General features: G+C 34.2%; 14 protein-coding genes. 11 read left to right on the top strand and 3 right to left on the bottom strand.

Annotation, left to right across the window (positions count from 1 at the left end; all coding sequences use genetic code 11):
* Positions 1-24 precede the first annotated feature (24 nt).
* The gene (locus BT156_RS08305) at positions 25-777 is read left to right on the top strand and encodes a nitrilase-related carbon-nitrogen hydrolase (protein ID WP_072409422.1); all 753 of its coding nucleotides are present in this window, start codon (positions 25-27) and stop codon (positions 775-777) included.
* Between the two features lie 148 nt (positions 778-925).
* On the opposite strand, the gene BT156_RS08300 is transcribed toward BT156_RS08305, so the two are convergent.
* From BT156_RS08300 to BT156_RS08290, 3 genes are read right to left on the bottom strand one after another with little or no spacing between them, the layout of a single operon-like run.
* On the bottom strand, positions 926-1,225 hold the full coding sequence (locus BT156_RS08300; RefSeq protein WP_072409069.1) for a thioredoxin family protein: 300 nt from the start codon (positions 1,223-1,225) through the stop codon (positions 926-928).
* Positions 1,226-1,256: 31 nt separating this feature from the next.
* A complete protein-coding gene (locus BT156_RS08295) occupies positions 1,257-1,622 on the bottom strand; it encodes a rhodanese-like domain-containing protein (RefSeq protein ID WP_072409067.1) in 366 nt (121 codons plus the stop codon).
* A gap of 10 nt (positions 1,623-1,632) precedes the next feature.
* A complete protein-coding gene (locus BT156_RS08290) occupies positions 1,633-3,042 on the bottom strand; it encodes an MBL fold metallo-hydrolase (protein WP_072409065.1) in 1,410 nt (469 codons plus the stop codon).
* Positions 3,043-3,349: 307 nt separating this feature from the next.
* On the opposite strand from BT156_RS08290, the gene BT156_RS08285 reads away from it, so the two are divergent.
* From BT156_RS08285 to BT156_RS08240, 10 genes are all read left to right on the top strand, one after another.
* Positions 3,350-4,876 (top strand): helicase HerA-like domain-containing protein, encoded by a 1,527-nt coding sequence (locus BT156_RS08285; RefSeq protein WP_072409063.1) that lies wholly within the window; start codon positions 3,350-3,352, stop codon positions 4,874-4,876.
* 316 nt (positions 4,877-5,192) lie between these two features.
* On the top strand, positions 5,193-6,416 hold the full coding sequence (locus BT156_RS08280; RefSeq protein WP_072409061.1) for a 3'-5' exonuclease: 1,224 nt from the start codon (positions 5,193-5,195) through the stop codon (positions 6,414-6,416).
* Positions 6,417-6,675: 259 nt separating this feature from the next.
* Positions 6,676-7,875 carry a diaminopimelate decarboxylase gene (gene lysA / locus BT156_RS08275; protein ID WP_170857284.1) on the top strand — a complete coding sequence of 400 codons (1,200 nt, stop codon included), beginning with the start codon at positions 6,676-6,678 and terminating at the stop codon, positions 7,873-7,875.
* Positions 7,876-7,997: 122 nt separating this feature from the next.
* Positions 7,998-8,483, top strand: coding sequence for a hypothetical protein (locus tag BT156_RS08270; RefSeq protein WP_072409057.1), 486 nt, complete (start codon positions 7,998-8,000; stop codon positions 8,481-8,483).
* A 55-nt stretch (positions 8,484-8,538) separates the two neighbouring features.
* Entirely contained in the window at positions 8,539-9,294 is a 756-nt protein-coding gene (locus tag BT156_RS08265; protein ID WP_083582320.1) for an energy transducer TonB, read from the top strand.
* A gap of 98 nt (positions 9,295-9,392) precedes the next feature.
* Entirely contained in the window at positions 9,393-10,841 is a 1,449-nt protein-coding gene (miaB, locus tag BT156_RS08260) for a tRNA (N6-isopentenyl adenosine(37)-C2)-methylthiotransferase MiaB (protein ID WP_072409055.1), read from the top strand.
* A gap of 61 nt (positions 10,842-10,902) precedes the next feature.
* Positions 10,903-11,334 (top strand): hypothetical protein, encoded by a 432-nt coding sequence (locus tag BT156_RS08255; RefSeq protein ID WP_072409053.1) that lies wholly within the window; start codon positions 10,903-10,905, stop codon positions 11,332-11,334.
* 125 nt (positions 11,335-11,459) lie between these two features.
* Positions 11,460-12,752, top strand: a complete 1,293-nt coding sequence (locus tag BT156_RS08250) for a sigma-54 interaction domain-containing protein (protein WP_072409051.1) — start codon at positions 11,460-11,462, stop codon at positions 12,750-12,752.
* A 7-nt stretch (positions 12,753-12,759) separates the two neighbouring features.
* Positions 12,760-13,458 carry a DUF4013 domain-containing protein gene (locus BT156_RS08245; protein WP_072409049.1) on the top strand — a complete coding sequence of 233 codons (699 nt, stop codon included), beginning with the start codon at positions 12,760-12,762 and terminating at the stop codon, positions 13,456-13,458.
* An 8-nt stretch (positions 13,459-13,466) separates the two neighbouring features.
* Positions 13,467-13,982, top strand: a complete 516-nt coding sequence (locus tag BT156_RS08240) for an LptE family protein (protein WP_228414837.1) — start codon at positions 13,467-13,469, stop codon at positions 13,980-13,982.
* The last annotated feature ends 1 nt before the right edge of the window (position 13,983 follow it).

The following is a 13,983-nucleotide window of genomic DNA, read 5'->3' as shown; positions in this document are numbered from 1 at the left end:
TATGGAAGTTATTTAACAAAGTTTATGAAGATTACAGGGTTAAATTTAGATATCATCTGGAAAAATAAAGATGGAAATTTTCAATTGATTGAAAAGGAATTTGAAAATATTGAAGCCGATTTATTTCTTTTACCGGAAATGTTTCCAACAGGTTTTTGCATGGATGCTTCTGAAGTTTCAGATAGAAATGGAGAATCTTTAGCATTTTTAAAGAAATTGTCTAAAGAAAAGAATGCTGCATTTTGCGGAAGTGCTCCTGTGGAAGAGGACGGGAATTTCTATAACAGGATGTATTTCGTTAAGCCGGATTCTGAGGTTGTTTTTTACGATAAAAGACATTTGTTTTCCTTTTCTGGAGAGGATAAAGTTTATACTCCCGGAAAGGAAAGGATTATTGTTAATTATAAAGGAATTCGATTTTTGTTGCAGGTTTGTTATGATCTTCGTTTTCCGGTTTTTGCAAGAAATAATGATGATTATGATGCCATTTTATATGTTGCGAATTGGCCTGAAAAAAGGGTAGGAGCTTGGGAACATCTTCTAAAAGCTCGTGCTATTGAAAATTTATCTTTTGTTTTTGGTTTAAACAGAATCGGGACAGATGGTAATGATTTGTTTTATCAGGAAAGTTCGCATTGTTTTTTTGCGGATGGAAAAGAAATTTCTGTGAAGAATGGAAATATCGTTTCCGCAGAATTAGATATGAATGAATTAAATGATTTTAGAAAACATTTTCAGTTTTTGAATGATAGAGACTCTTTTTCAATTGAATTTTAAGTTATTATGACCACAGATTTTCACAAATTCACACAGATATTTATGTATATTTTTAATAAACAAATAATTAAATACTAAAGCGCAAACATCTGTGTAAATCCGTGTAATCTGTGGTTTAAAATAAAAAAAACTGTGAAAAGTCACAGTTCTATTCATATTGTTTTAAAAGTTGAGTCAACGTATTCACATCATGCACGCCACTTTCTTTCCAAAGCAATTCTCCGTTTTTGAAGATGGCTAATGTCGGAACTCCACGCACTCCGTATTGAGAGGCAATAGCAGGATATTGATCAACATCTATTTTTATAATTCTGGCTCCTTGGCCTACATTTTCTTTTACCGTATTTAAAACCGAAGACTGAACTTTACATGGTTGACACCAGGTTGCAAAAAAGTCTATCAATACCGGTCTTTCGGATTCAATAAGTTCTTGAAATTTTTGTGACATAGTTTTTGGTTTTAGTTCAACGTTTAAATATTTAAAGACTAGAGTCCTGGATGCCTTTTACATTTTTCCAACTCGTTCCGTCATAAACTTCAACCCCATTTTTCTTTAAGATCTTAACGGCTTCATCGGCTTGTACTCCTTTATTACAGAAAACAACTACTTTTTTGCCTTTCAGAGATGTCGGATTGCTTATAATTTCAGCTAAAGGAATGTTGATGGCGTTGTTTGCTGATCCTCCTGCAAATTGTTCCGGCGTCCTTACGTCAACCAAAGTAACATCCGGATTGTTAATTATTTTTCTGATGCTTGTGTTCGAAACGTCTGCGGTTGCTGCTGTTTTACATGCAGTTAATGCAAAAATTGATATAATAATTAATCCGAGAAATTTATTTTTCATATTTAAAATCTTACAATGTTTTTGATTGACAAACGAAGTCTGAAGTTGGAAATTTTTCAGTTTTTTTGATTCCGTTGAAACCTCCTTCTATTTCAGTAAAGTTTCTGATTCCGTGTGAATTAAGGATGCTTGCTGCGATCATGCTTCTGTAACCTCCTGCACAATGTAGGAAGAAATGTTCAGAATCATCGATTGTACTTACCCAATCACTGATGGTATCTAGTGGTTTGTTGTAAGCGTTGTCAATATGTTCCGCAGAGTATTCTCCAAGTTTTCTTACGTCGATTACTTTTGTTTTTTCATTAAATTGCTCAGCAAATTCGGCAGGTGAAATTCTTGTTACTTCATCAATTTCTTTGTCTGAGTTTTTCCAGGAATCAAAACCTCCTTTCAGATATCCTAAAACGTTATCAAACCCAACTCTGCTTAGCCTTGTGATTACTTCTTCTTCCGTTCCTTCATCAGAAACCAATAATAAAGGATGTTTTACATCTACGATCAAAGTCCCGACCCAAGGCGCGAAATCTCCTTTTAATCCGATATTAATAGAATTTGGAATAAATCCTTTCTGGAAATCGGCAGCCCCTCTTGTATCTAAAATTAAAGCGCCCGTTTCTTCTGCAAAGCTTTCGAAATCTTCTACAGAGACAGGGGTTAATCCTTTATCCATAACATCATCAAGGCTTTCGTAACCTCCTTTGTTTAAGGCTACATTCATTCCGAAATATTTTGGAGGAGCAGTTAATCCGTCTAAAACTTCTCTGATAAAAGATTCTTTATCCGGCTGATTTAGTGCGTAATTGGTTCTTTTTTGATTCCCCAAAATATCAACCGTCTCTTTCTGCATATTTTTCCCACACGCTGAACCTGCTCCATGAGCCGGATAAACTGTAATGCTGTCGTCTAATGGAAGTATTTTGCTGTGTAAACTTTCATATAAAATTCCGGCAAGATCTTCCTGAGTAAGACTGGTTGCTTTTTGAGCCAAATCAGGTCTTCCTACATCTCCTAGAAATAATGTGTCTCCTGTGAAAATTGCAGTTTCAACACCATTTTCATCAATTAAAAGATAGGTTGTGCTTTCCATCGTATGACCAGGAGTGTGTAAAGCCTTGATTTTTACTTTTCCGATCTCGAAGACCTGATTGTCTTCTGCAATGATCGCTTCAAAATTGGGATTAGCAGTCGGGCCGTAAACGATTGGAGCTCCCGTTTTCTTACTTAGATCCAAATGTCCTGAAACAAAATCTGCATGGAAATGGGTCTCAAAAATATATTTTAAAGTTACATCGTCTTTTTCAAGGCGATCCAAATAAGGTTTAACTTCTCTTAATGGATCTATAATTACAGCTTCATTTTCTGATACTATATAATATGCCCCTTGAGCAAGGCAGCCTGTATATATTTGTTCAACTTTCATCTTAATTTTTTAACAATTTTGTTGTTATTATTCAATCTACAAAAATCGTGTTTTATTTTTAAAAAACAGGATAAAATAAAATATCGATAATAATAGAGTAAATCTATAAAGTTTTTATTTAGTCTAATTTATAAAAAATCATAAATGGAAATTTACTTTTAATAAATACTCTGTCTGATTTTCTTCATTAGCATGACTAATTTAAGGAAAATTTACAGAAATTTGAAGCTGAACTAAATCATGAATATTCTTTAGATGATTAAAAGTTTTATAAAAAATTTTATATTTATAAGTTAAAAAAGAACAAATGGCAGATAAAGCAAAATTTATTGAAGAATTAACACCCAGATATACCCCAAAAGGTGAACATATTATACTAGGAAAAGGAATGCTGGAGGGCGAAGTGGTATCAGAAATAAACGTTACCATTCCTTTAAAAACAATCAACAGACACGGACTTATTGCGGGAGCGACTGGTACGGGTAAGACCAAAACATTGCAGGTTTTTGCAGAGCAGCTTTCTCATGCGGGAGTTCCGTCTCTGGTTTTGGATATCAAAGGTGATTTCTCAGGGATTGCAGAAGCAGGACAAATGAATCCTATTATTGAAGAAAGATATGCTAAAACGCAGCTTCCGTATAATCCACAAGCTTTTCCGGTAGAATTGATGACAATTTCAGGAGGAAAAGGAGTGAAGCTGAGAGCTACAGTTACAGAATTTGGTCCTGTTTTATTAAGTAAAATTTTAGAATTAAATGATACTCAGCAAAGTATCATGTCAATTGTTTTTAAATATTCTGACGACAAAGGATTGCCTTTAATTGATCTTAATGATCTGAAAAAGGTTCTGCAATATGTTACAGATAACGCGCAAGGGAAGGCGGAACTAGCTGCTAATTACGGTTCAATTGCTCCGGCTTCTTTGGGTGCTATTTTGAGATCAATTGTTGCTTTGGAGCAGCAGGGAGCAGCAGATTTCTTCGGTGAGCTTAGTTTCGATGTTCATGATCTGCTTGAAACCAGAGACGGGAAAGGTGTTGTAAATATTTTGAGAGTGGCTGATATTCAAAATAAACCGCAATTATTTTCAACTTTTATGCTTTCTCTTTTTGCTGAGATTTATATGACGTTCCCGGAAGAGGGAGACAGCGGGAAACCGAAGTTGGTTTTATTCATTGACGAGGCTCATTTGATGTTTGATGAATCTTCAAAAGCTCTGCTTTCGCAAATTGAAACGATGGTAAAATTAATTCGTTCTAAAGGAGTTGGTATTTATTTTATCACTCAGATTCCGGGGGATGTTCCTGAAAGTGTACTTTCTCAATTAGGGTTAAAAATCCAGCACGCATTGAGAGGTTTTACAGCAAAAGATAAAAAAGAAATATCAAAAGCAGTTGAAAATTATCCGACAACAGAATTTTACAATGCTTCCAATTTAATTCAAAATCTGGGAATTGGTGAAGCGTTTATTACCGCTTTAGATGAAAAAGGAATTCCTACACCGTTGGTTCATACCTATTTAATTTCCCCAGAATCCAGAATGGATGTATTAAGTGATTCTGAAGTTGCTGATTTAGTGAGTAATTCTAGTTTAGCTGCTAAATATCAGGAAGATATAAACAAGGAGTCTGCCTACGAAATGTTGACAAGCAGAATGGAACAGGCTGCCCAAAATTCTGCTCCGACCCAAAAATCAAGACCTGTAAAAGAAGAACCTGGAATGTTCGAGCAAGTCTTACAAAGCCAGGCGGGAAGAACTTTCACCAGTACTTTGATGCGTGAAGGGGCAAAAGCTATTTTAGGAATGTTTGGTTTGGGAGGAAGAAAAAGATAATATTTATTGGTTGATTTTGTCAATTTCAATATGATTATAGATAGTTTAAATTCAATATTTACTTTTTTTTGACATAATTTTTGTTAATTTAGCAGAACTGCCCCTGTTCATCGATAAAAAATAGATGTATTCGTTGTTTGGAAGGTTGATTTTCAGCAATTAATTTTTACATAATGTGAGGGTGTATCAGGAAGGTTAGATAAAATCCTTTTTATTTATGGCATAAGTTATGTAGGTAGTTTATTGGCTACTTTAGGGATTTTGATGGAAGTAATTATTAGTATTAATCATAAAATTAGCTGTATAACAGATTATAATGTATTCAATAATAGATATAGAAAGTAATGGTGCAGGTTACAGAAAAGAATGCATTATAGATATTGCTGTCTACCGTTATGATGGTCAGAAGATTGTCGATCAGTTTATTTCTTTGGTAGATCCTGAAGGAGAGATCACGCCTTTTGTTCAGAAATTGACCAATATTACCCCAAAAATGGTCAAAACGGCTCCGAAATTCCATGAAATTGCAAAAAGAGTGATCGAAATTACTCAAAATACAACGTTGGTTGGGCACAATATCGATTTCGATTACAGAATGCTTCGTCAGTCGTTTGCAAGGCTTGGTTATGACTTCAGAATCAATACTTTAGATACGATTCCTTTAGCTAAAAAACTGATTCCTGATGAGGTAAGTTATTCTTTAGGAAAATTGGTAAAATCTCTGGGAATTCCTTTAACAAATCATCACAGAGCGGATGGTGATGCACGAGCTACGTTAGAATTATTTAAACTTTTGGTGTCAAAAGATACTAAAAACGAGATCATTCAGGAACAGCACGAAGAAACAAATGCCAATACTTATATCAATAAGATAAAGGAGTTAACGCAAGATCTTCCGAACGAAAAAGGCTTTGTTTATTTTCAAAATGAAAGCGGAAAAATCATCTTTTCAGATTATGTTCAGGATATTAATAAATTTTCGAAGAAAGTTTTTAATTCTAAATCTAAGCGATGGGAAGAAATTCAGACGGGAGTTACGCAAATTAATTTTGAGCTCACAGGAACAGATATTATCGCCAAGTTGATATTGAATTCTAAAAATATCAAAAAAAGAGAAGTTTATCCTTTCGGACTTTATTTTAGAAATAATAAATACATCGTTGAGAAAAATCAACTGAATAAATCAGAAAGGCCAATTCTGAAGTTCAAATCTTTTACTCAGGGTACAAAAGCGGTTCAGTTTATTGGAAGTTTTGAGGAATATAATGATATTAATATCTTCAAAAAGAAAATAGATTTCAAAAAAAGGAACGAGCTTTGGTTGGGACAGGGGAGGAAGTTGGGCGAAAAACTATTTTTAATCATAGAAAACGGAAAAGCTGTTTCTTACGGTTTCTATGAACTTTTCACCCAGATCCAGACATTAAGTATGATCTCTAAATTAAAAATAGATCTGCCTCTGTCAACCGCGGATTTAAATAACGATTTGCAGTTGGCGTTACTTCGCGGTGATTTTGAAACGCTGCCATTGCCAAAATAAAAGAACATTTTACAACGTATTAATTTTTATCAGAAAGAGAATGCTTTTCAAACAATTTTCTTGAAATAAAAAAGAATTAGTATTTTTGTAAAAAATAAAACAAAGCAATGCACAATTTTAAACAAAATAAAGCTGGAAAAAAAGGAACTGTAAAGTTTTCTAAGGTTTGGAATGTTTAAAAGAGTTGCCTTGCATAAAAATAATACTTTGGCAGACTCTTTTTCGGAAGAATCTGCCTTTTTTATGCTAAAATAAAATTATGAATTCAAAAGAATTATTAAAGATTGCCAATGAGTTTGGCACACCGGTGTACGTTTACGATGCAGAATCAATTAAAATTCAATACGAGAAACTTACATCTTCTTTTTTAAAACACACAAGGTTCTTCTACGCAGCGAAGGCGTTGACAAATATCAACATTCTGAAGTATGTCAAGAACTTGGGTGCTTCTTTGGATTGTGTATCAATTAATGAAGTGAAGCTTGGTTTAAAGGCAGGATTTACGAAAGACAAAATATTATTCACTCCAAACTGTGTTGATTTAGCTGAAATTGAAGAAGCAATGACGCACGGAGTTCACATTAATATCGATAACATCTCTATTCTTGAGCAATTTGGAAACAAATACGGGAATACTTACCCAATTTTAGTAAGAATCAACCCGCATATTTTCGCAGGCGGAAATTATAAAATCTCAACAGGCCATATCGACAGTAAATTTGGTATTTCTATTCATCAGGTTCGTCATATCGAAAGAGTGATGAAAAGTACAAACCTGAATGTTGAAGGTCTTCACATGCATACAGGAAGCGAGATTAAAGATCCTGATGTTTTCCTGCAGGCTTTAGATATTATGCTGGAACTTTCTGAGCATTTTCCAAATCTGAAATATTTGGATATGGGAAGCGGGTTCAAAATTCCTTATCAAGACAGCGAAGAAGAAACTGATGTGAAAACATTAGGAAAAAAAGTGGAGAAAGTAATCTCTGAATTCTCGAAATCTACAGGCAAAAAATTCGAATTATGGTTCGAACCCGGAAAATTCCTGGTCGGAAAAAGCGGATATCTTTTAGTAAAAGCGAATGTGATCAAGCAAACAACGGCAACCGTTTTTGTTGGAGTTAATTCCGGATTTAATCATTTGATTCGTCCAATGTTTTACGATTCTTATCATCAGATTGAAAATCTATCTAATCCAAAAGGGGCAGAAAGAATTTATACCGTAGTTGGAAATATTTGTGAAACAGATACTTTCGCGTGGGACAGAAAATTAAATGAAGTAAGAGAAGGCGATGTTTTGGCTTTCCATAATGCAGGAGCTTACGGTTTTGAAATGAGTTCAAACTTTAATTCAAGATTGAAACCGGCCGAAGTTCTTTTCTTAGACGGAAAAGCACTCTTAATTCGTAAAAGAGATGAATTCGAAGATTTATTGAGAAATCAGATTGAGGTAATCTAAATAATATCAAGAACTCACTTCATAGTTTTTACATTAAAATTTAATTAAATATTTTAATCATGCTTTACACTTTTGTGTGAAGCTTTTTTTTGATGTAATTTTGCTTTAATAAAAATATATTCATGAAAACTTTAGCATTATTCATTGGACTTTTGATGGCAAATTTTGCTTTTGCACAACAAGATGTTGAAGAAAGAGACGATACTTTTACTTCGGAAAGCAATAAAAATCTTTTAAAAATAGATATAAAAGAACCATTATTACAGATTGCAGCGAAAAACTGTAATGACTTTAAAGCGGCAGCTTTTGAGGGCGGAGTATCGGTTTATAAAGAAATGTTGAGAAAATACATGTTTGACTATCTCAATTCTGATTTTTATGTATTAAATGGTGATTTTAATTTTGTATTAACGATAGACCAGACAGGAAAAGTGATCAAAATTGAAGGATCTCCAAAAGTTGCCAACAGTGAAGTTTTCTTTGATGATATGAAATATGTGGTGAGAAGAATCAAAAAAAACTGGATTCCGGCGTCTTGCAATGGTCATTCAATAACTTCTCAGGTTAAAATAAAAATGAATCTGTCATCAATCTCAACAGATATTTAGTGAGGAGATTTATTTAAATTAAATATGTATTAAAAACTAATTTCATTAAACATTTATGATCATAATTGAAAAATTATTGTTTGCAATTTCTTTATTGCTTTTCTCATTTCAAATATTTGGACAGACTATAATGAATAAATATCCAGTAGGACAAAATTCGTATGAAGGAGGTGATGTTCAGTTTTATAAAGATTTTCATCAAATTCTTATAGATAAAAAATTAAAACCATGTGAAAATAAAAATGAATTTCATGTGCTTAAATTGGTTGTGTACGAGGATGCTTCCGTAAAGTATGTTAAAGATGAATTAAATGCAGATGCTGCTATTAAAAATAAATGTACTTTTGACTTGAGCTTAGAGGTTTTAAGGTATATGGATAAATGGAAGCCTGCAACTTTTGATGATATTAAAAAACCTACTATAACATGGTTTATTATTTTTCCTGATGCCTTGTTTGATAAATATAAGGAAGGTTATTTACCTCAAAATTTTGAAGAAAGAGCAGGATTCGATAAGAAAGATGGACTGCCGGGAGGGATCAACTCTTTTAGAGCAGAGGTTGTAAGAAATGTTGACTTAAGAGGTTTCAAATGGAGCGAGCCATTTAAATTGGTAGTGACATTTGTGGTTAATAGAGAAGGGAAAATAGAGCAACTTAAATTGGACGAGTCATCCGGAAATGATGAGTTTGATGAAAGAATTCTTGATGGAATTCGAAGTATAAGAAAAAGATGGTCCCCTGCAAAAATTCATGGAGAGCCTATTAACTATAGATTTAGGCTTCCTTTAAACTTTTCAGCATCAGAATAATTTCCTGCCATTCTGGCACAATATTTTGTATCTTTGCAAACTAAACTATTTTTAGCATTGATTTAAAACCCAATATCTAAAATTTAATTTCTACAAAAGTGCAGGAAAAATATATAGACGAAACCAAGCAGGGAGAAGCTTTTGCTATTGCTGAAAGAGATGGAAATTCTAAAAAATTATTTTTAGAGAGCTATGGTTGTCAGATGAATTTCTCTGATTCTGAGATCGTTGCTTCTATTCTTAACGATCAGGGGTATAATACCACTCTTAAAGTAGAAGAAGCGGATCTTATCCTTTTAAATACATGTTCCATTCGTGAAAAAGCCGAGCAGACGGTGAGAATGCGTCTTGCTCAGTTCAAAAAGCTGAAGAAAGAAAAACCAAATATGACGGTTGGTGTTCTGGGCTGCATGGCGGAGAGATTAAAAACAAAATTTTTAGAAGAAGAACAATTGGTTGACCTTGTGGTTGGCCCTGATGCTTACAGAGATTTACCCAACCTTTTAAAAGAAACCGAAGACGGAAGAGATGCTATTAATGTAATTCTTTCAAAAGAAGAAACTTACGCAGATATCAACCCGGTTCGCTTGGGCGGAAATGGTGTTACGGCTTTCGTTACGATTACGAGAGGTTGTGATAACATGTGTACATTCTGTGTCGTTCCGTTTACGAGAGGTAGAGAAAGAAGTCGTGATCCGCACTCAATTCTTGAAGAATGTAAAGAGCTTTGGAATAACGGTTATAAAGAAATTACTCTTCTTGGACAAAACGTAGACTCTTACCTTTGGTACGGTGGCGGTCCTAAAAAAGATTTCGCCAAAGCTTCTGAAATGCAGAAGGCTACGGCAGTTGATTTTGCGCATTTGCTTGATCTTGTAGCTAAAGCCGTTCCGGATATGAGAATAAGATTCTCAACTTCTAATCCTCAGGATATGAGTTTGGATGTGTTCAGAATTATGGCCAAACATGATAATATCTGTAAATACGTACACCTTCCTGTTCAAAGTGGAAGCAATAGAATGTTGGAAGCGATGAACAGACAGCATACCCGCGAAGAATATTTAGATTTAATTAAAAAAGCTAAAGAAATTGTTCCGGATATTTCTTTTTCTCAGGATATGATCATTGGTTTCTGCGGAGAAACGGAAGAAGATCACCAGGATACTTTAAGTTTAATGAAAGAAGTGGAATATGACTACGGTTACATGTTCTCTTATTCAGAAAGACCGGGAACTCCTGCTCACAAGAAAATGGAAGACGATGTTCCCGCGGATGTTAAACAGAGACGTTTGGCGGAAGTTATTGATTTACAGAGAGAATTATCCAGACAACGAATGGAAGGATATGTAGGACGTGTTCACCGTATTTTGATCGAAGGTGTTTCCAGAAAAAATCAAAATCAGTGGAAAGGTAGAAACTCTCAAAATGCCGTTTGTGTATTTGATATGCTTGAAGGGCAAAAATTGGGTGACATTGTGGATGTTTTCGTTTACGATAACACGCAGGGCACACTTTTAGGGAGAAAAATTGAACATACACTGAACTAATTTGTTCTTCAAAGAGAAAATAGATATTCAAGAATAGATAATTATCAATAATAAACAGACAATGGAAAAATTTCATAAATATTGCCTCAGTGTTTTATTGGTAATCATTTGCAATAATATTTCAGCCCATGTCAGGAACGGAACCGTCGAAAGCGATGACTGCAAAAGACTGTGGGAGGTTTACAGTAAGTTTTTAGGAACCCAGGATTGTGAGCAGTCATTGGAGTTTTTAACTAAGAAAAAAGAAACCTATTATTGCGCTTTAAGTCAAAAACAAAAAGCTGTTGATGCAATTGGAGAAAATATTTTCCGGATCCAGCATCATAACTTTTATAATGATTTTGAATTAAATTATTCTCAGAAGAACAAACACAATAAAAATTTAGAAAATTTTGAACGACAGGTCAAGCAATATGATTTTGTTGAAAACATATATTTTACAACTAAAGTTTCAAAAGTCAGAAACAAAGATTACTTGGATTTAATAAGTTAGAATTAACAATTGTGATGAAAATAAGCTTTAAAAGTTTATCTAATCGTTTTAAAAATCAACAACGTTTACAGAAGATAAATTAAGTTCTGTAAGCGAAAATTAAATCAATAATCAAAAATTTACTTATGAGTAACGAGTTACAAAATATAAAGAACCGCTTCGGAATTATCGGAAATTTTCCGGCTTTAAACCGTGCTTTAGAAAAATCTATTCAGGTCGCACCAACGGATATTTCTGTGTTGGTGATTGGTGAAAGTGGAGTGGGGAAAGAATTTATCCCGAAAATCATCCATTCAGAATCCAAAAGAAAACATCAGCCTTATATTGTCGTAAACTGTGGTGCCATTCCGGAAGGAACAATTGATTCAGAGCTATTCGGACACGAAAAGGGAGCCTTTACGGGAGCTACAGCTACCAGAAAAGGATATTTTGAAGTCGCAGACGGCGGAACAATTTTCCTTGATGAGGTTGGTGAACTTCCTTTACAGACGCAGGTTCGTTTGTTGAGAGTGCTGGAAAGCGGTGAATTCATGAAAGTGGGTTCTTCACAGGTTCAAAAGACCAATGTAAGAATTGTTGCGGCTACCAACGTCAACATGATGAAGGCAATTCATGACGGAAGATTCCGTGAAGATTTGTTTTATCGTTTGAATACCGTACAGATTGATATGCCGCCTTTGAGAGAAAGAAAAGGTGATATTCATTTGTTATTCAGGAAGTTTGCAATAGATTTTGCCGAAAAATACAGAATGCCGGAGCTGGAATTGGAGCCCAACGCCGTTCATTATATCGAAAATTATACTTTTCCGGGAAATGTTCGCCAGTTAAGAAACCTGGTTGAACAAATGACTGTGGTAGAGCGTGACAGAAGCGTAACGGTAGAAAAATTATCAGAATATATCCCAATGGAAACGCATCTGCCAATGGTGGTAAATGCTCCTAACGCTCAGAAACAGAATGATTTCGGAAGCGAAAGAGAAATTATGTATAAAATTCTCTTCGATATGCGTAACGATATTAATGATTTAAAATCCTTAACTTCGGAACTGATAAAGAACAGAGGAACAGCAGATCTGAGCAACCAGGAAAAAAATCTGATCAGCAGAATTTATACTACTGAAACTCAACAGGCAGCTCCCGCAAGCTCTTTATTATATTTTGAGAATAATAATAATCCAACTGTTCAGACGCCGACAATTATATCAAATACTGATAATGATGATAGTTATGAAGATTTTGAAGACATTGAAATTGAGGAAAATAAGCCTGAATCTCTTTCTCTTCAAAACAATGAAAAAGATTTGATTATCAAAGCGTTGGAGAAGCATAAAGGACGCAGGAACAAAGCGGCCGATGAGTTGGGTATTTCACAGAGAACTTTATACAGAAAAATAAAACAATATAACCTAGAAGACTAAAAGAATCATGGATTTTGACTTAATTATTAAAAGAGGATACAATTTTAACATCGGAAAATACGTTTCGGACGGATTTGAGCTTTTCAAAAAAGATATTGGAGGATTTATAGTGGCCACAATTCTTGCAATTGTAATGTGTATTATTCCTTTTTGCGGATTATTGGCATTAGGAAATTTTTATAAAATTTGCAGAAAAGTAGACGGAGGAGAAAAAGTTCAGGCGGGTGATATTTTTGATTTTACAGATTTTTGGGTGTATTTCAAATTTATGATATTGCTTTTTGTGGCAATTTTCATATTGATGATTCCTATTCAAGTGTCTATGGTTCCAATGATTATGGCGGCAAAATATGGAGAAGGTACAGGTGATGTTGGTACGGCATTATTTGCAAGCGGGATGGGAGTTTGGATGATTTTGTTCATGTTATTGATATTTGCATTTGCAATTTCTTTTTACTTTGTGCAGCCGTTAATTTCAATCTACAGAGTGCAGAGCGTAAGAAAAGCCTATTCACTTTCTTGGAAGATTGCTAAGAAAAATTTCTTAATGATATTGGTTTTCAGCCTAGTTGTTGGAGTAATTTCAGAATTAGGAATCATTGCCTGCGGAATCGGAATAATTTTCACAATCCCAATCGGAATTTGTATTAAATATGTCAGCTTTAAAGATATTTTAGAAACGCAAAATCAAAAGCAGGGTTTATGATAAGTAAAATGAAAATTATATTTGGATTTGTAATTCTTACATTGTTTCAGCAGTGTTATTCATTTACAGGTTCATCTTTAACGGACGAAAAAACGGTACAGATCAATGAATTTCCCAACAATGCGGCATTGGTGAATCCTGCCTTGTCACAGCAGTTTTCAACGGATATTCAGAACAGATTTTTACAGAGAACGACGTTAAAGGGGACCAAAGAAAATCCGGATATTTTGATCGAAGGAGAAATCTCAGATTATTCTATAACGCCGACCACGATTGGTTCTAATTCAACAACCAATCAGACGACGGGAGGAATTGTTCAGGATTCTCAAAATAAATTAACAATCACAGTGAAAGTACATTACGAAAACAAGATCCATCCTGATTCAAGTTTCGACAGAACATATTCTGATGAAGCGGTTTTCAACAGTAATTTATCACAATCAGATATAGAGGCTTCACAGGTGAAGATTGCAACAGATAGAATCATTAACAAGATATTTAACGATATTGTAGCGAATTGGTAAA

The organism is Chryseobacterium limigenitum (genome assembly GCF_900114875.1).
GTDB lineage: Bacteria > Bacteroidota > Bacteroidia > Flavobacteriales > Weeksellaceae > Chryseobacterium > Chryseobacterium limigenitum.
The sequence above is the reverse complement of the archived record's forward strand: the minus strand, read 5'-3'. Positions and strand labels throughout refer to the sequence as shown.

Excerpts from the sequence above, each read along its gene's own strand:
- BT156_RS08305 (WP_072409422.1), top strand. The coding sequence starts at position 25 with ATGAAGATTACAGGGTTAAATTTAGATATCATCTGGAAAAATAAAGAT.
- BT156_RS08300 (WP_072409069.1), bottom strand. The coding sequence starts at position 1,225 with ATGTCACAAAAATTTCAAGAACTTATTGAATCCGAAAGACCGGTATTG.
- BT156_RS08295 (WP_072409067.1), bottom strand. The coding sequence starts at position 1,622 with ATGAAAAATAAATTTCTCGGATTAATTATTATATCAATTTTTGCATTA.
- BT156_RS08290 (WP_072409065.1), bottom strand. The coding sequence starts at position 3,042 with ATGAAAGTTGAACAAATATATACAGGCTGCCTTGCTCAAGGGGCATAT.
- BT156_RS08285 (WP_072409063.1), top strand. The coding sequence starts at position 3,350 with ATGGCAGATAAAGCAAAATTTATTGAAGAATTAACACCCAGATATACC.
- BT156_RS08280 (WP_072409061.1), top strand. The coding sequence starts at position 5,193 with ATGTATTCAATAATAGATATAGAAAGTAATGGTGCAGGTTACAGAAAA.
- lysA (WP_170857284.1), top strand. The coding sequence starts at position 6,676 with ATGAATTCAAAAGAATTATTAAAGATTGCCAATGAGTTTGGCACACCG.
- BT156_RS08270 (WP_072409057.1), top strand. The coding sequence starts at position 7,998 with ATGAAAACTTTAGCATTATTCATTGGACTTTTGATGGCAAATTTTGCT.
- BT156_RS08265 (WP_083582320.1), top strand. The coding sequence starts at position 8,539 with ATGATCATAATTGAAAAATTATTGTTTGCAATTTCTTTATTGCTTTTC.
- BT156_RS08255 (WP_072409053.1), top strand. The coding sequence starts at position 10,903 with ATGGAAAAATTTCATAAATATTGCCTCAGTGTTTTATTGGTAATCATT.
- BT156_RS08250 (WP_072409051.1), top strand. The coding sequence starts at position 11,460 with ATGAGTAACGAGTTACAAAATATAAAGAACCGCTTCGGAATTATCGGA.
- BT156_RS08245 (WP_072409049.1), top strand. The coding sequence starts at position 12,760 with ATGGATTTTGACTTAATTATTAAAAGAGGATACAATTTTAACATCGGA.
- BT156_RS08240 (WP_228414837.1), top strand. The coding sequence starts at position 13,467 with ATGAAAATTATATTTGGATTTGTAATTCTTACATTGTTTCAGCAGTGT.